17 protein-coding genes and 1 riboswitch are annotated in these 17,437 nt (G+C 40.2%); of the genes, 9 read left to right on the forward strand and 8 right to left on the reverse strand.

Features of this window, described 5'->3' with window-relative positions:
- Window positions 1–45 precede the first annotated feature (45 nt).
- The 8 genes from COD92_RS10870 to COD92_RS31915 form a co-directional block, all read right to left on the reverse strand.
- Window positions 46–1,065 (reverse strand): thiazole biosynthesis adenylyltransferase ThiF, encoded by a 1,020-nt coding sequence (locus tag COD92_RS10870; protein ID WP_098530558.1) that lies wholly within the window; start codon window positions 1,063–1,065, stop codon window positions 46–48.
- Window positions 1,062–1,829 (reverse strand): thiazole synthase, encoded by a 768-nt coding sequence (locus COD92_RS10875; RefSeq protein ID WP_098530559.1) that lies wholly within the window; start codon window positions 1,827–1,829, stop codon window positions 1,062–1,064. The genes COD92_RS10870 and COD92_RS10875 overlap by 4 nt, the downstream gene beginning before the upstream one ends.
- 1 nt (window position 1,830) lies before the next feature.
- Complete coding sequence (thiS, locus tag COD92_RS10880) at window positions 1,831–2,034, reverse strand: sulfur carrier protein ThiS (RefSeq protein WP_098530560.1); 204 nt, start codon at window positions 2,032–2,034, stop codon at window positions 1,831–1,833.
- 9 nt (window positions 2,035–2,043) lie between these two features.
- Window positions 2,044–3,171 (reverse strand): glycine oxidase ThiO, encoded by a 1,128-nt coding sequence (gene thiO / locus COD92_RS10885; protein ID WP_483295674.1) that lies wholly within the window; start codon window positions 3,169–3,171, stop codon window positions 2,044–2,046.
- On the reverse strand, window positions 3,155–3,796 hold the full coding sequence (locus tag COD92_RS10890) for a thiamine phosphate synthase (RefSeq protein ID WP_255295273.1): 642 nt from the start codon (window positions 3,794–3,796) through the stop codon (window positions 3,155–3,157). Before COD92_RS10890 ends, thiO begins: the two co-directional genes overlap by 17 nt.
- 104 nt (window positions 3,797–3,900) lie before the next feature.
- Window positions 3,901–4,009, reverse strand: a riboswitch (TPP riboswitch).
- Window positions 4,010–4,098: 89 nt separating this feature from the next.
- Window positions 4,099–4,797, reverse strand: coding sequence for a DUF4352 domain-containing protein (locus tag COD92_RS10895; protein WP_098996304.1), 699 nt, complete (start codon window positions 4,795–4,797; stop codon window positions 4,099–4,101).
- Window positions 4,798–4,893: 96 nt separating this feature from the next.
- Window positions 4,894–6,261, reverse strand: a complete 1,368-nt coding sequence (locus COD92_RS10900) for an alkaline phosphatase family protein (RefSeq protein ID WP_098996305.1) — start codon at window positions 6,259–6,261, stop codon at window positions 4,894–4,896.
- Between the two features lie 344 nt (window positions 6,262–6,605).
- On the reverse strand, window positions 6,606–6,752 hold the full coding sequence (locus tag COD92_RS31915) for a hypothetical protein (RefSeq protein ID WP_176541210.1): 147 nt from the start codon (window positions 6,750–6,752) through the stop codon (window positions 6,606–6,608).
- A gap of 325 nt (window positions 6,753–7,077) precedes the next feature.
- Between COD92_RS31915 and COD92_RS10905 the strand changes: the two genes are divergently transcribed.
- The 9 genes from COD92_RS10905 to COD92_RS10945 all read left to right on the forward strand — a co-directional run bounded on the left by COD92_RS10905 (window position 7,078) and on the right by COD92_RS10945 (window position 17,429).
- Window positions 7,078–7,287, forward strand: coding sequence for a hypothetical protein (locus COD92_RS10905; protein ID WP_098996306.1), 210 nt, complete (start codon window positions 7,078–7,080; stop codon window positions 7,285–7,287).
- Between the two features lie 73 nt (window positions 7,288–7,360).
- Window positions 7,361–7,951, forward strand: coding sequence for a DNA-3-methyladenine glycosylase (locus tag COD92_RS10910; protein WP_176541216.1), 591 nt, complete (start codon window positions 7,361–7,363; stop codon window positions 7,949–7,951).
- Between the two features lie 456 nt (window positions 7,952–8,407).
- Complete coding sequence (locus COD92_RS10915) at window positions 8,408–9,631, forward strand: Zn-dependent hydrolase (protein ID WP_098996308.1); 1,224 nt, start codon at window positions 8,408–8,410, stop codon at window positions 9,629–9,631.
- Window positions 9,632–9,757: 126 nt separating this feature from the next.
- Complete coding sequence (locus COD92_RS10920) at window positions 9,758–11,134, forward strand: NAD(P)-dependent oxidoreductase (protein ID WP_098996309.1); 1,377 nt, start codon at window positions 9,758–9,760, stop codon at window positions 11,132–11,134.
- 34 nt (window positions 11,135–11,168) lie between these two features.
- Window positions 11,169–12,455, forward strand: a complete 1,287-nt coding sequence (preA, locus tag COD92_RS10925) for an NAD-dependent dihydropyrimidine dehydrogenase subunit PreA (protein WP_098996310.1) — start codon at window positions 11,169–11,171, stop codon at window positions 12,453–12,455.
- Between the two features lie 37 nt (window positions 12,456–12,492).
- A complete protein-coding gene (hydA, locus tag COD92_RS10930) occupies window positions 12,493–13,911 on the forward strand; it encodes a dihydropyrimidinase (protein ID WP_098996311.1) in 1,419 nt (472 codons plus the stop codon).
- A gap of 81 nt (window positions 13,912–13,992) precedes the next feature.
- Window positions 13,993–14,220, forward strand: a complete 228-nt coding sequence (locus COD92_RS10935) for a hypothetical protein (RefSeq protein ID WP_098530570.1) — start codon at window positions 13,993–13,995, stop codon at window positions 14,218–14,220.
- A gap of 45 nt (window positions 14,221–14,265) precedes the next feature.
- Window positions 14,266–15,732 carry a CoA-acylating methylmalonate-semialdehyde dehydrogenase gene (locus tag COD92_RS10940; RefSeq protein WP_098530571.1) on the forward strand — a complete coding sequence of 489 codons (1,467 nt, stop codon included), beginning with the start codon at window positions 14,266–14,268 and terminating at the stop codon, window positions 15,730–15,732.
- Window positions 15,733–16,076: 344 nt separating this feature from the next.
- Window positions 16,077–17,429: an aspartate aminotransferase family protein gene (locus COD92_RS10945; protein WP_098530702.1), complete on the forward strand. Its 1,353-nt coding sequence runs from the start codon at window positions 16,077–16,079 to the stop codon at window positions 17,427–17,429.
- The last annotated feature ends 8 nt before the right edge of the window (window positions 17,430–17,437 follow it).

Raw genomic sequence — 17,437 nt, forward strand, 5'->3', positions numbered from 1 at the left:
AAACGGCAGATCTTGAAGGAACCTCTTATTATTTTTCGTATTTTCCTATCCTAAATATCGGTGGTACAACGCTTTTGCTTCAGATAAATCCTTCGTTCCGTGTACTAAAACCCTTCCGTCTTTAAAAACGACTAGTCTGTAAGGATCTAGACTGAAAGATAAAAGGTAAGGATTTCGCTGTACGGTTCCCCCTTGATTCTCTAAAACTTTTTCTAATGCCACTAAATCCCGGACAATTGGAAAAGAAGGGCGTATCTGAACGGAATCTCTTCCACAAAGTACCGCAGTTTTTGTTTGATTTTCAAAAGACAAAAATGGATAGGAGCGATTTTTCCCGCAAGAGGGACAGTCCACTTTTTTCAACTTGTCTACTTTAATAGCACTAAATTGGTTTTTCCATAAATCAAAAGAAACCAGTTTGTTTCGTAACGAATCCAGGTCATCAACCAATATTTTTAATGCTTCACTGATTTGATAGGATACCACCATGTTCACAGCTGGACTAATAATTCCAGCTGTATCACAGGTTAATCCTCCTAGAGGAACTGTTTCTAGTAAACAAGAGAAACAAGGCGTTTTTTCAGGAATAATGGTGTACGAGATTCCATAACCTCCAACGCAAGCACCGTAAATCCAAGGAACTTTATACTTTTGGGAAACATCATTAATCATCATTCTTGTCTCAAAATTATCTGTTGCGTCAATGATGAGGTCTACTTTTTGCGCCCATTCTTCTAGCTCTAAAACCGAGGCATCCGCAATCAATGCCTCTATGGTTACAAAAGAGTTAATAGCTGTTAAGCGGTTTTTAGCGGCAATCACTTTGGGTAGCCTTTTTTCAGCATCTTCTTCTGTATACAGCTGCTGCCGTTGTAAATTTGACCATTCCACATAGTCACGATCCACGATGGTTAACTTACCAACCCCGGCACGGACAAGTGCTTCGGCATTTGCTGAGCCAAGTGCACCACATCCAATAATGAGAACATGTTTAGCTGAAATTTTTTCCTGCCCAGCTTTTCCGATAGCTGGAAATAATTCCTGCCGTGAGTACCGATTATTCACCCGATACTCATTCCTTCCTTTGGACTGCTGGCCGTAGCATACCTCTTTTTCTCGATTCGGCCAGCTTCATATCCTAAACGTCCAGCTTCAATAGCTAAACTCATCGCTTTGGCCATTTTAACCGGATTTTTTGCTGCCGAAACAGCTGTATTTAATAAAACACCATCGGCCCCTAATTCCATTGCCAATGCCGCATCAGCAGGCGAGCCCACACCGGCATCAACAATCACGGGAACTACTGCTTGTTCAATAATAAAACTAAGGTTTACCGGATTGATAATACCCTGGCCAGATCCAATTGGTGAAGCTCCTGGCATGACCGCATGACACCCTGCTTCTTGAAGTTTTCTTGCTAAGACTACATCATCAGAAGTATAAGGGAGAACAATAAATCCTTCCTTTACTAACTCTTCCGTTGCCTTAAGTGTTTCGATAGGATCAGGAAGCAAAGTTTTATCACAGCCAATCACTTCGACTTTAATCATGTCACAGAGTCCTGAAGCCTTTGCTAGTTTGGCAATCCGCACCGCTTCTGCTGCGGTTTTTGCCCCTGCTGTATTAGGAAGTAAAGTATATTTATTGGTGTCTAGCTGCTCTAAAAAATTGGGCTGGCTTGGTTCAAAGATATTCATACGCCGCACAGCAAATGTTAGAATCTCAGCTTTAGAGACTTCTACCGCATCCTTTTGGATTTCAAAGCTCGGGTACTTCCCAGTTCCAAGCAATAAACGAGAATTAAATGATAATGGACCTATTTTTAACATGTCAACCGCCTCCTACAAAATGGACTATTTCAATTCGATCTTTATCTGATAATCTAGTACTTTGGTGATTCTCACTTGTTAAAATTTCTCCGTTAACTTCAACCACGACAACTTTATCATGGATTTCATAATGTTTTAGTAAATCTGAAACTGATCTGATTTCATCAGGTAATTGAATAGATTCGCCATTTAATAAAATTTTCATTTTTACCCCCTAATGCACCATTTCTTTATTTCGATCAATCCGGAAAGCAGAAAGAAGGTTTTCATCTGGTCTGCCTTCCAATAAATCAGCCACAAGCGTACCTGTAACCGGGCTTAATAAAATTCCGTTTCGGTAATGGCCAGCTGCAATGAACAATCCTTTCCATAATGGATGTTCACCAATGTAGGGGAGGCCATCCCCAGTTTGAGGTCTAATGCCGGCCCAAACCCTCTCCCATGGGGCATCCTTAATCTGAGGAACCAGCTGAACAGCTCTTTCTACTAAACTTGCAATTGCTCCGGGAGTCACATTTTTATCAAAAGTATTTTCAACTTGGGTGGCACCAATATAGATTTCACCATTGCGTTTTGGAACTAAATAACATCGTTTATCGGAAAAAATGGTCCTGTTAATGATGGGGGACTCCGTCTTTACAGAAAAACATTCACCTTTAACCGGATAAACTGTCATATCCATTCCTGTTTCATGCATGAGCCTTGAAGCCCATGCGCCAGTTGCAAGAACAACCTGGTTACAATGGATGTTTCCTAAGGTGGTTCTTACCCCGATGACCCTGTCTTGTTCATAGATAAATGAACGGGCTTCGGTATTTTCAAGGATTGTCGCCCCGAATTGTTCAGCTCCCTTTGCAAATGCTAGCGATAATTTTTCCGGTTGGACATGCCCGTCGTTAGGAAGATACATCCCTCCGGCCACACTAGGGGAGAGGGAGGGTTCCAATTCTCGCAGACTATGAGAATCAAGCCATTCGATTTCTGGATCCCACTTTCGTTGGAAGGCTGCCTGTTGGTGAACTTCAGCTGCCATTTCTACTGTTTCGGCAATCTTAATCATCCCTTTTTGGATAAACTCAATATCAATCCCGGTTAGGTCAAATAACTCATTTGAGAGGGCAGGAAACATTGCCTGGCTCTTTAATGCTAGCTGAAAAAAGGGACCATCCTGTTCAATCTCTGCTTGTGCGGCCAGCATTCCGGCAGCTGCACTGGAAGCTTCACAAGCCAAATGGTTCTTCTCAATGACAACCACTCTTTTCCCCATCTTTGATAGTTGATAGGCAATCGAACTTCCGTTTATTCCGCCCCCAATAATCACAACATCATATGAATTTTTCACTTTTTCCATCTCCATCTATTAATGCGTTAACATACGATTTTACTGCTGATAAAGGATCATGAGAATCTAAGACTCCTGACATCACTGCAATGCCGCTTGCACCAGCTTGGATGACTGGTTTCGTATTTTCGGGTGTAATCCCGCCAATCGCAATAACTGGAATATCCAACTGGGTAACCCTTGATAATTCCTCAATACCTTTTGGTGTCTTACCTGGCTTAGATTGGGAAGGGAAGACGTGGCCGAACAGCACGTAATCTGCACCATCCAGCATAGCTTTTTCTCCATCTGATAAGGAGTGAATGGAACTTCCTACCCTTAATTTAGGGAACGCCTTTTTTACAATCACTGGTTCTAAACTGTGAAAGGCTAATTGAACCCCTGCCACCCTTGTAACGAAAGCAACATCTACCCGGTCATTGATGATTATTTTTGATAGGGGAATATCTGTAGATAACAGGTCAACCGCTTCAAAAAGTTCTCTGGCTGTTTTTTGCTTTTCCCTTAAGTGAATCGACGTTACATAGGGGTATATATCGATTAAAATCTCTCGTAACTGCTCGATTGGCATTTTACCGTTCGAAATAATATGTAACTCTTTAGTTTTCGTTAAAATTCGCGTCACCCCTTAAGAAGATTCCGCTAATTGAAATAAGTGAAAAACAAAAAAACCACTTTCCATATATGAAAGTGGTTTGGTCATTTGAAATGAAATACATGCGTACTCAAATATCCCGTTTTCCACTTCCCTACGCTGGTATTAACCAGATCAGGTTCATAGAGTCCCGAAGTAGTACTTCAATCTCAGCCCTTTAAAAAGGCACCTCTAGCGGATGATTTATTCTCAATATTTATTTGTAATTATTACCTGCATGTTTAATATTAACACCAGTGTTTGAAATGTCAAATAATTTTCTAAATTAAATCTCAATTAAATTCAATATTTATGTTTTGCGACTTACCTAATTCTTTATGGTTTTGATCAAGCACATCACTAGTTTGAATGTCTATCCATTTTATTTCGGGAGTTGATTTTTTAACTATAAAACCAAGTGCTCCTTGCTTTGAGCCTTTTGGCTCCATTTCTCCGCCTAAATACTCTATATAAAAGTCATCCTCGAAAGTTCTTGTCTCACCATTACTTGTAGTTAGATGTGCAATTGGTCCAAAATGTACGGTTTGGTCTGATTTATTGACTAGCTCCACTTCCACCTTAATAAAATCGAATTTTTCATAGTCCTCGGTGTAATAATGAAAGTAATCCATTAACGAATAGGTCGGCATATTGTGAATGATCTTTACATTCTTGATTCTCATTTCAATTGGCCCAATTGTATAATTCTTATTTTGTGCGGCAATCTTTTTTAAGTTTATTGTCCCTTTACTATCTTTTATCGTTTGCCCTACTTGAAGGAGGTTGGTATCATCGGATACTTGTGGATTAGGGACATATATATCAGATAAAGTTTTAGCTCTACTTTTTTCATTATTTGAATTATCTTTCTTGTTGTCAGATACTTGTTCTTGTTTTTCAGTTGCTTTTGCAGTAGGTTCTATATTTTGAACGGCATTACAGCCAAACAAGAAAAGAGGTAAAACAAGTATGAATGGTGTCAATATTTTCATAGGATGGTCACCTTTCAGATAGGATAGTAGATTTCAAAAAAGTTCCCGTTGAACACCAAAGCCCAACGGGAAAAATAGATATTTTTTTTATCAAGATTAATTTCCATTTTTTAAAATATCAAAGATATGTTTAGCTTGGTCCGTATTATCAATATTTCCGGCAAACAAGTTGCTGCCAGGTCCATATGCGTACACGTTCACATCTTCACCCGTATGTCCGCCAGTTGTCCAGCCTGTCACGGAACGATTATCAAAAATAGTCTCAATCGCATTATCAATAGTGGTTACATTCTTAGATGCAGCTGCTTCCTTGACAGAATCGATTTCTTTAGATGTTAGTTGTAAATTAACATAGTTTTTTAGTGTTTGTTCTACATCTGCACCTTTGGCGATTTGTTCTGCCATAAAGTCAGGTGTGCGTTCTGCTGCGGCGATAGGTGCTCCAAACCAGTTATAATCGCCCCTAGCACCGATTGAGTATCCGCCAGTTGAATGGTCCGCTGTTGCAATAACTAGAGTATGTTTGTCCTTTTTAGCAAAGTCAACGGCCGCTTTAAAAGCTTTTTCAAAGTCTTCCATTTCACTCATAGCGGCAACAATATCGTTGTCATGTCCAGCCCAGTCAATTTGGCTTCCTTCTACCATCAAGAAGAAACCATTTTTATTTTGGCTTAATTTATTTAAGGCTGTATCTGTCATATCTTTCAAAGAAGGCATAGTTGCCTCACGATCAAGCATTTTTGGCATTCCGCCCGGAGCAAACAAGCCTAACATTCTTGTGCTGTCGTTTTTTTGCATTTGTTCTTTGTTAGTTACATAAGAGTAGCCATCTTTTTGGAACTCTTTTGTTAGGTCACGGTCTTGACGAACAAAGTTACTTAAGCCGCCGCCAAGCATAACATCAATTTTATGGCCGCCATTGATCATTTCATCATAATAATCATCAGCAATGGCATTCATGTTTTTACGGCTGACATCATGTGCACCGTAAGAAGCAGGTGTGGCATGGGTAATTTCGGAAGTTGCAACCAATCCAGTTGATTTACCTTTTTCTTTCGCTGCTTCAAGAACCGTTTTTACAGATGAACCGTCGTTATCTACACCAATGGCTGCATTATAGGTTTTAACACCAGCAGACATGGCAGTTGCAGCGGCGGCTGAATCTGTGACATTTTGATGCGGGTCCTCTGGATAAGTTTTCTGTTGTCCAACAAGATATTTATCAAATTCTGTTTGCTCAACTTCTTTTGTTGATGGATTGTCTTTTAAATAACGATAAGCAGATGTATAGGAAACGCCCATTCCATCTCCAATTAAGAAAATAACATTCTTGATTTCAGCATTGTTTTGTTTTACTTCATTTGCCTTTACATCATGATTTAGGGTACCAAGCAGTGTCCCAAATGCTACTGTGGACAGAACTGCAACCGGCAGAATTTTCTTTTTTAGTTTGTTTTTAAACACTATGATAACCTCCTAAGTTTTTAATTAAAATTAATGATTTTTTCATCAAATTTTAATTTTTGCTTACTACTAAACTATAAAAGGAGATTGTTAATCTAATATGAATACAATGTAAAGATTGGTTTTAGTTTTATGTAACTGAAGTCTTAGTAAAAATGCAGTGGTTTTTGTTCGTTCGGGTCTTTAAAAATAAAGGCTGTGTTAAATTAGGCTGTTGATTTTCGCTCCAATCAACATGCTAAAAGTCAACAAAAACCTTTAACACAGGCAAAATAAAAAGGGCATGGAAATTTTCCATGCCCTTTTGGTTAATGATAATGAACTTTCTTTTTTAGTTTAGAACGTTAATTTGTCTTAAAAGAAAGTTTGGAGTATTCAACTAGAAGGATTTGATATCGGTTTTTCGTATCTTGGATTTCGCAATAATCTGAGGAGTATCGGTAAAGTAGTACATAATTTTTCCCGTTATATTGAACTAATTGGTCTTGCATGATACCACTCCTTTAAATGAACTTTATCTTTATGTAAAATGAAAACCAATAGGGCTCTAACTTTGCCAAATACCCATGATAGACACTCTTGCTAGCCCCACTAATAATATATTAATTAAGAATTGTTAAGTAAATGCTAATTTAATGAAAAAGTTCTGTAAATTTTCATATAATCACTGCTAGAGGAGTAGATGTCCAATGAGGAGAAATATATTTTTAGAAGCAGTTTAAAAAAAAATTTTATTTTTACAAAAAAATAACAAGGATATTTATCATAGCTGACAAATTCTATATATAAGAAAAGTAGGGGAAGGAAGTGGAGAGAATGAAACGCCAGAGAACTTTCTTTATTATGCATAACCTTATTTTTGAAGTCCAAAAGCCAGAAATAACCGTTAAGAAAATAAAAGTAGCAATGGTTAAAATAGAAAATGAGGAATATAAAGTCTTGAGAAAACAATTTGATGAAGAGGTTTTTAATATAGAAAGAAAATCTGGTGGATGGTTTATTACAGAGAAAGATAAGCCAATCTAAAGTAAATAGCAATCTTACAATAAAACAAATTATGCCAATGGAGTGAATACACATAGCAGATTTTTTTAAGGATATCGAACCATTACCTCAGGAGTTTTATGAACAGCCCACACTTGAACTTGCAAAAGCTTTACTCGGTTGTCTCCTTGTAAAAGAAACAAAGGAGGGAGTTACGGCAGGTTATATTGTAGAAACAGAGGCATACATTGGTCCAGGGGACAGGGCGGCTCATAGCTATCAAAACAGGCGTACGAAAAGAACAGAGGTTATGTTCCATCGTTCCGGTCTTGCCTATACTTATGTAATGCATACTCACTGCCTTTTCAATGTAGTTAGCGGAGGTGAAGAAAAACCAGAAGCCGTTTTGGTCCGTGCTCTTGAACCTGCGTTCGGTATTGAGTTAATGAAAATTAGAAGAGGCATTGAAGAACTAACAAAATTAACGAACGGGCCTGGCAAACTAACAAAATCAATGGGCATTTCAATGGAAGACTACAGCCGCGCCCTGACCTCTCTACCTTTATATATTGCCAAAGGTATCTGCCCGGAAAGCATATCAGCCGGAAAAAGGATTGGAATTAACAACTCCGGTGAAGCCCGAGACTATCTTTGGCGTTTCTGGGTTACTAATAATAAATATGTTTCAAAACAACAAAAAACCTGATCCTATNNATAGGATCAGGTTTTTTGTTCTAAAATGTATCCGTTTACATAAATTTCGAAGAAAGGCAGCAGTTTTTAAATCGATGCCAAAAAAATTTATGGACCCCTTGGAACGTTAGAAACCGTGAATTAACAATTGCTATAACATAATGATGATCTTCACAATTTGTTAACTTTTCGTAAATTATATGCATGAATTACTGGAGAGGACCTTTAGAACAACTATGTAGTAATATTACCGCTTTCCTAATTAATCTGTCAGGTTATCTTACCATATAATGGAATGTTGTCAGAATAAGAAAGATAATCAATCTAGGGTTTTATAAAGACATATAAAAAACATATAAAAGACATTGGTTTGCTAGAGCTTAGCGATTAGGAAGAGGTCGGCTGCTTAAGAAATAATAAAGGTACATTGTCTACACCAAAAAGAAATGAAAGGGGAAGATAATAGATTATGGAACAACAAAAAATTATTATCAGCGGAGAACGATTACAGGCCGCGCTTGAACAATTTGCAAATTTCGGACGTACAGAAAACAATGGTGTAACACGTTTGGCCCTATCTGCAGAAGATCGTTTAGCAAGGGATTATTTTTGCTCTTGCTGTAAAGCGTTGGGGATGTCGGTCGAAATTGATGATATGGGAAATATTTATGCGAAATTACCTGGGGTGGAAGAAAAGCCGCCTCTCGTGATTGGTTCCCATTTAGATTCCGTTAAAAAAGGTGGACGGTTTGATGGAGTGTTAGGCGTAGTAGCTGGTTTAGAAGTTGCCCGTGCATTAGTTGAAAATAACATTAAGCCTCGTATTCCTCTCGTAATCGCCAATATCACAAATGAAGAAGGAGCAAGATTTGAACCATCCATGATGGCCTCAGGAGTATTGTCAGGTAAATTCGATAAAGCTGCAATGGTAAAGAAAAAAGACGTGGCTGGTATTTCTTTTGAAGAAGCGTTACATTCAATCGGCTACGCTGGCAAAGAGGAATCCCGATTAAAAGAAGCAGCAGCATTCTTGGAATTACATATTGAACAAGGGCCGATTCTAGAACGGGAGTCCCTATCAATCGGTGTAGTGGAATGTGTGCTTGGGATGGTTTGTTATGAAATTCAGATTACAGGGGAATCCGACCATGCTGGTACCACTCCAATGGACATGAGAAAGGATGCTCTCTTTGCTGCCAATAACTTGATCGGCGAAGCCCGTCAAAAGCTTAGTGCTCTTGATAAGGATTTAGTTTTTACCATGGGCCGAATGAATGTCCTTCCTAACATTCATACCGTTATTCCGAATAAAGTAGTTTTTTCATTAGAGGCTAGACATAAAGATCCATTGGTCATTAAGCAAGTTGAAGAAATTATCTTAAGTCTCAAACACTCTCAGGCTAATGAGGGCTGTGACATCCAAACTGAAAAATTGTGGGACCGCTCAACCGTTTTATTTGATGAAAAAATATGCGATTTATTAGAGAAATCTACTAAGTCATTAAACTACTCGTATAAAAGAATGGTGAGCGGTGCCGGTCATGATGCGCAATTCCTAGCAAGCTATATACCAACTGCGATGATTTTTGTTCCAAGCATCAATGGAAAAAGTCATTGTGAAGAGGAGCTTACCACCTGGGAGGATTGCGCAAAAGGAGTAAATGTCCTGTTAGAGACTGTACTCTCTTTTTAATTGCTTTGTAAAAGGTCTTGAGGATTTTATAACGATGTTGATGGAAGCGCCTGGAGCGGAAATTAACATCCAAGATTAACAAGCCTTTAAATTAATTATTTATTCAAATGAAGGAGGTTTTGGCAATTGAGTGCGGAAAATCATTCAAAAATTTCATCTAAAGATTTAAGTCGGAATTTCCAAGAAATAATCCCTGCATTAACAAAGCATGAAGCAATGGAAGAGTCGAATCGCTGTCTTTACTGCTATGATGCACCATGTGTTAAAGCATGCCCAACTGGGATTGATATCCCATCATTTATCAAGAAAATTGCTTCTGGCAATTTAAAAGGATCTGCCAAAACCATTCTAACGGCAAATCCAATTGGGGCTAGCTGTGCACGCGTCTGTCCAACGGAGGAATTATGTGAGGGTTCCTGCGTTTTGAACCATTCTACCAAGCCAATCATGATCGGTAACCTTCAGCGATATGCGACGGACTGGGCAATCCAAAATGAGCAATCCCTGTTTAGACCTGGACAGAAAAATGGGAAAAAGGTTGCAATTGTCGGCGGGGGACCAGCGGGCTTGTCGGCTGCAAGGGAACTAGCTTTGCTGGGTTATGAAGTTACTATTTTCGAAGCAGAGGAAAAGGCCGGAGGATTAAACACATATGGAATTGTGGCGTTTAGGCTTCCTCTCCACATCTCCTACTGGGAAGTGAAGCAAATCGAGAGCTTGAATGTAGAAATTCGAACAAACACTAGAGTAGGCAAAGATATTTCAGTACAAGAAATCTTGAAAACCTATGATGCTATCATTCTCGCGATTGGCATGTCCAAAGTTCCGGAATTGGGGATAAGCGGCGAGGATTTATCAGGCGTATTTGACGCAATCGAATTTGTAAGAGAAACAAAAACAAAACCAATTTCTAGTCAACTTCTTGGAAAGAAGGTTGCCGTAATTGGTGCAGGAAACACCGCCATCGATGCAGCAACGAGTTCTGTTCGTCTCGGGGCCGACAATGTCAAAATCCTTTACAGAAGAACATCGGAGGAAATGACCGCTTACGAATTTGAATATGATTTCGCTAAACAAGATGGGGTTGAATTTCGATGGCTTACGGCGCCAGTAAGGATTTTAGGCGATGAGCATGGGAATGTAAACGGGATCGAATGTATCAAAATGGAGCTGGCAGAACCAGGGGAAGATGGACGCCGGAATCCTGTTCCAATAAAAGGAACTGAATTTATCCTTGAAGTTGATGCCGTTATAAAAGCTAATGGTCAATCCAGATATGTGGAACTGATCGAACAGTTTCATTTAGAGCATAACGGTGGAGTGGTGAAGATTAATCCAGCTAATTATCAAACATCCAATCAAAAGGTGTTTGCATGTGGAGATGTCATATTTGGAAAAGGACAACAGGGAGATGCAATGGTTGTATCTGCCGTACAACAAGGGAAAGAAAGTGCCTATTCTATTCATCAATTACTTAGTCCTTCGATTGTTGAAACAGCTTAGGCTCACTAAATAGGAATAAAAAGGAGGTAGGATTATGGCGGATTTATCGATTAATTTAGCTGGAATAAAATCACCAAATCCATTCTGGTTAGCGTCAGCACCCCCGACAAACTCAGGATATCAAGTCCAACGCGCCTTCGAGGCAGGATGGGGCGGTGCCGTATGGAAGACACTGGGTGAGCCGATCATCAATACTTCTTCACGATTTGCAGCCGTCAGCTTTAACGGACAAAAAGTAGCCGGCTTTAACAATATTGAACTGATTACCGATCGCCCACTAGAGGTGAACCTTAAAGAAATAGCCGAAACTAAGAAGCGTTTCCCAAATCACGCCATCATTGCATCGTTAATGGTCGAGCCAAAACAAGAAAAATGGCATGAGATTGTAAAAAAAGTAGAAGCGGTGGGCGTAGATGGACTTGAATTAAACTTTGGGTGTCCTCATGGAATGGCAGAAAGAGGGATGGGATCTGCATCAGGGCAAGTACCGGCACTTGTTGAAAAACAAACATTTTGGGTAAAGGAAGTAGCTAAGACTCCGGTAATCGTAAAACTCACTCCGAATATAACCGATATTACGACTACAGCTGAGGCGGCGGTACGTGGTGGTGCAGATGCCGTTAGTATGATTAATACGATTAATAGTTTAGCAGGGGTCGATCTTGATACTTGGAACACCATTCCACATGTTGGCGGGAAGGGGGCACACGGAGGGTACTGCGGGCCAGCGGTGAAACCAATTGCTTTACATATGGTCGGGGAGTGTGCTAGAAATCCTAGGATTAATATCCCGATCTCTGGAATTGGTGGGATATCGAACTGGCAAAATGCAGTCGAATTCATGTTAATGGGGGCAACCGGTGTCCAGGTTTGTACGGCTGCCATGCACCATGGCTTTAGAATCGTCGAGGATATGATTGAAGGGTTAAATAACTATCTAGATGGAAAAGGCATCGCTTCTGTCATGGATCTTATTGGTAAATCTGTACCGAAATACTCTGACTGGGGCAACCTTGACTTGAACTATAGTATTGTTGCAAGAATCAATAATGATGTTTGCATTAATTGCAATAAATGCCATATTGCCTGCGAGGACACATCCCATCAATGTATCGATATGCTGAAAGATGAACAAGGAAACAGCATTCTCAAAGTAAGGGAAGAGGACTGCGTCGGCTGTAATTTATGTTCCATCGTCTGTCCGGTTGATGGTGCAATTGACATGATTGAAGAACCAAGTGAACTTCCGCCAATGACATGGAATGAAAGACAAGCGGCACTCGGAGCACTTTCTTGTGAAACTGATATTGTAAAAAAATAAAGAGACTGAATTTTCAAATGAGACATGGAGGGTTAGCATGAAAAAAATCATTAAAAACGGAACCATTGTAACGGCAGCCGATACCTATCGGGCCGATGTTTGTATTGAAAATGGAGTTGTTACTCAAATTGGAGCGAATTTGCCCGCCGTTGGAGCAGAAGTGATTGATGCAAAAGGCTGTTACTTGTTCCCTGGAGGAATAGATCCACACACCCATCTCGATATGCCGTTTGGCGGAACGGTTACAAAGGATGACTTTGAAACTGGTACGATTGCCGCTGCTTTTGGCGGAACCACAACCATCATTGATTTCTGCTTAACTACAAAAGGGAAAACATTAAAAAGTTCCGTTGATACATGGCATGCCAAATCAAAAGATAAAGCGGTTATTGATTATGGTTTCCACCTTCAAATTGTAGAAATGAATAATGAAAAACTAGCCGAGCTGCCTAAAATGATTGAAGAAGAGGGTATCACTTCACTAAAAGTATTTATGGCTTATAAAAATCAGTTCCAAGCCGATGACGAAACACTATTCAAAACATTGATTGCCGCAAGAGACCTTGGCGCCCTCGTCATGGTTCATGCGGAAAATGGTGATGTGATTGATTATTTAGTCAAAAAAGCCTTGGAAGAAGGTAATACTGATCCCATTTATCATGCCCTGACAAGGCCGCCAGAAGTTGAAGCAGAGGCAACTGGCAGAGCTGCCACATTAACAGGACTGGCAAAATCTCAACTTTATGTGGTCCATGTATCATGTGCGGAAGCTGCCCGTAAAATTGCCGAAGCAAGGAGCAAAGGCGTCGATATCTGGGGAGAAACTTGTCCACAGTATTTGGTTTTGGATCAATCCTACTTAGAAAAGCCAAATTTTGAAGGAGCAAAATACGTTTGGTCTCCGCCTTTACGTGAGAAATGGAATCAATCCGAGTTATGGAATGGCTTAAAAACAGGACAATTGCAGACCTTAGGTTCTGATCAATGCTCCTTTGACTTTGTTGGTCAAAAGGACCTTGGGAAAGGTGATTTTTCAAAAATTCCGAACGGAGGACCAATCATCGAGGACCGTGTTAGTATTCTTTTCTCCGAGGGGGTTAAGAAAGGAAGAATTTCGATTAATCAGTTTGTCGATATTACTTCCACAAAGGCCGCTAAATTATTTGGTTTGTATCCCAAAAAAGGGACCATTGCTATTGGTGCAGATGCTGACATTATTATTTTTGATCCAACTGTGGAACGCGTCATCTCGGCTGAAGCGCACCATATGGCCGTTGATTATAATGCATTTGAAGGAATGAAAGTAACAGGAGAGCCAGTATCCGTTCTTTCACGAGGTGAATTTGTTATCCGTGAAAAACAGTTTGTTGGAAAACCAGGTGCCGGACAATTTTTAAAACGAGCGAAGTATAGATCTGATAAAAAGTCCGAACAAGAAAGTACTCTAACATTTTAAGAGATTACAAGAGAAGCCGGGTTATAGAAAGATGGATTTTTACCCCTTCTCTAATAAACTAGAGGAAGGAGTAAAGGCATAATGTCCGAATATCAACAGTTTCTAAAAGAACGAGATTTAGTTGATTATTACATTCAAAAAGGATTTCAAATTAAAACGATTACGGAAAATTTAAGCGGAGCATATGTTTATTTTGAGAAAAAGGACAGCAATGGTGCAAAGGAAACGGAAACAATTCACCTATTAACACCTGCGGCCCGAAAGTATTTTTCCGTGAGATTGATTCAACAACAAAACTGTCAACCTTGAAAGCGGAAGAAAGATTAGCATATCCAGATTAGAAATAAGGAGGGAATGACAATTTTTACACAAGGAATCAAGCGTTTAAAGAACTACATTGGAGGAGAATGGGTCGACTCAAGATCTGATCAAACAGAATTTGTAGTGAATCCAGCAACAGGCCAGACAATAGCGGAAATCCCGCTTTCTACAAAGGAAGATGTCGATCAGGCAGTTGGAGTTGCGAAAGAGGCCTTTAAAACATGGTCCCAGACAGCAGTTCCAAAACGGGCACGGATTTTATTTAAGTATCAGCAGCTGCTTGTTGACCATTGGGATGAACTGGCCAAGCTTGTCACAATTGAAAATGGTAAAGCTCTTTCGGAAGCAATGGGCGAGGTACAGCGTGGAATTGAGTGTGTTGAATTTGCAGCAGGTGCACCGACATTAATGATGGGTAAACATCTGCCCGATATCGCTACGAATATAGAATCTGGTTTGTATCGCTATCCTCTGGGAGTGGTAGGCGGGATTACTCCATTCAATTTTCCCATGATGGTTCCATGCTGGATGTTCCCGATTGCGATTGCGTGTGGAAATACATTTGTTTTAAAACCATCAGAACGGACACCACTCCTTGCGGCTCGCCTAGTAGAATTAATGGCTGAAGCCGGCCTGCCAGACGGAGTCCTTAATCTTGTCAATGGTGCCCATGATGTGGTCAATGGGCTGCTCGAACATAAAGATGTCAAAGCGATTTCTTTTGTCGGTTCCCAGCCTGTTGCAAAATATGTTTATCAAAAAGGAACCGCAAATCTGAAGCGGGTCCAATCCCTGTCTGGTGCCAAAAATCATTCGATCGTATTAAAAGACGCGAACCTGGATTTGGCCGCAAAAGAAATTACTAACGCAGCTTTTGGGTCAGCTGGAGAACGTTGTATGGCAGCCGCTGTTGTAGCGGTGGAAGAAAGTATTGCAGATGAATTGGTCAAGCGATTATCTATTTTAGCGGATGAAATAATCATTGGGAATGGTCTTGCTGATGGTGTTTTCCTTGGACCAGTCATCCGTGAAGGGAATAAGACACGGACTATAGACTATATCGAGTCCGGTATTGCTCAAGGTGCTACCCTTGTGCGAGACGGTCGTAAGGATGAAGCCATTAATGGACCAGGCTACTTCGTGGGACCTACTATTTTTGATAATGTTACGAAAGATATGAAAATTTGGCAGGAGGAACTTTTTGCACCGGTTCTCTCGATCGTTAGAGTAAAAGGTTTAACGGAAGCCATTGATGTTGCCAATGCTTCGAGATTTGCGAACGGTGCCTGCCTGTACACCGACAGTGCCTCAGCCGTGCGTCAGTTCCGGGAAACAATTGATGCAGGGATGCTTGGGGTTAATGTTGGGGTGCCAGCTCCAATGGCATTCTTCCCATTTTCCGGTTACAAAGATTCATTCTATGGTGATTTACATGCAAATGGTACAGACGGCGTCGAATTTTATACGAGGAAGAAAATGCTGACTGCTCGTTATGAATAGGATGAGAGACAGTGTTGCTTTTCTTTAAGGATTTTCTTCTAGAAGCTGGTTGATTATCCAAAGGCCTCACGCAGGGTCAATGAAAAAAAGTTTTCATTGACCGATAAGGGGAATGTGAACCTTCCCGGGTCAATGAAAGAGCGGTTCATTGCCCGAATAAAGGCAATAGAGCTATTCTCAGTCAATGAAAGAGCAGTCATAGAGCGATATGAAAAATGGATCCTCCCCGGGTTAATGAAGGAGTGGTACACCTTATAAAATTTAGTGGAAAAAACGTTCCCGTTTTCATTAATTTTAAACAAAAGCCTGAAATTTTGAAACAGGAAGGACGAAGGTAAATGTCCATGATCAAAAATAAAGCAGAAGAATTGCTTGAAAAAGACCGGCAATATCTATGGCATCATATGTCTCCATATAAAGAAAAAGCAGCCCCAACCGTTGCAGCAGAAGGAAAAGGATCCTGGATTACGGACATCAATGGTAAAAAATACTTAGATGCCATGTCTGGATTATGGTGTGTAAATGTGGGATACGGAAGAGAAGAGTTAGCCCAGGCAGCGTACGAACAATTAAAAAGCCTTTCCTATTTCCCACTTTCACAAAGTCATATCCCGGCCATCCAGCTAGCAGAGAAATTAAATGAGTGGTTAGAAGGGGATTATGTCATCTTTTTCTCCAACAGTGGCTCTGAAGCAAATGAGACCGCTTTTAAAATTGCTCGTCAATATCACCAGCAAAATGGGGAACCAACTCGTTATAAATTTATTTCGCGTTATCGAGCCTATCATGGGAATTCAATGGGGGCTTTGGCTGCCACTGGGCAGGCTGTTCGGAAGTTTAATTACGAACCTCTTGCTCCAGGCTATATTCATGTTAGCCCGCCGGATAGTTATCGTCGTCCAGAAGGGCAGACGGTTGAACAATTTAATCTGCAATGCGCTTTAGAAATAGAAAAAACCATCATATGGGAAGGCAAGGAATCCATTGCTGCGATCATTATGGAACCAGTCATCACCGGGGGAGGTGTCCTGGTACCGGATCCTATTTATATGGAAAAAGTAAAGGGAATCTGCCAAAAGTATGAAGTCCTCCTCATAATGGATGAGGTAATTTGCGGCTTTGGCCGAACGGGGAAAAAATTTGGCCATATGCACTTTGACCTTAAACCTGATATTGTCACAATGGCGAAAGGGCTTACCAGCGGTTATCTTCCACTATCGGCCACTGCTGTTCGCCGTGATTTATATGAAAGATTCAAGAGTGCAGATGAATTTGGTTATTTCCGGCACGTGAACACGTTTGGCGGAAACCCTGCAGCATGTGCGGTAGCACTAAAAAATATAGAAATCTATGAAAAAGAAAATTTAGTAGAGCGTGCTCAAGCTTTAGGTGCACAGTTAAGGCAAGGACTAAATGAATTAAGTAATCATCCGCTTGTTGGTGATATTCGCAGTTTTGGTTTGCTGCTAGGGATTGAACTAGTTGACAATAAACAAACCAAGGAGCCAGTGGCTCCTGCTAAAATTGATCAGATTATCGCCGAATGTAAGAATAAGGGATTGATTATTGGTAAAAACGGCGCAACGGTTGCAGGATATAATAATATTCTTACGCTTTCACCACCATTATCCTCAACAGACGAAGATTTAGAGTTTATTGTGAAAACGTTAAGGGAAGTTATTTATAAGGTAGATTAAGTCATTGT

Source organism: Bacillus sp. AFS037270 (assembly GCF_002585305.1).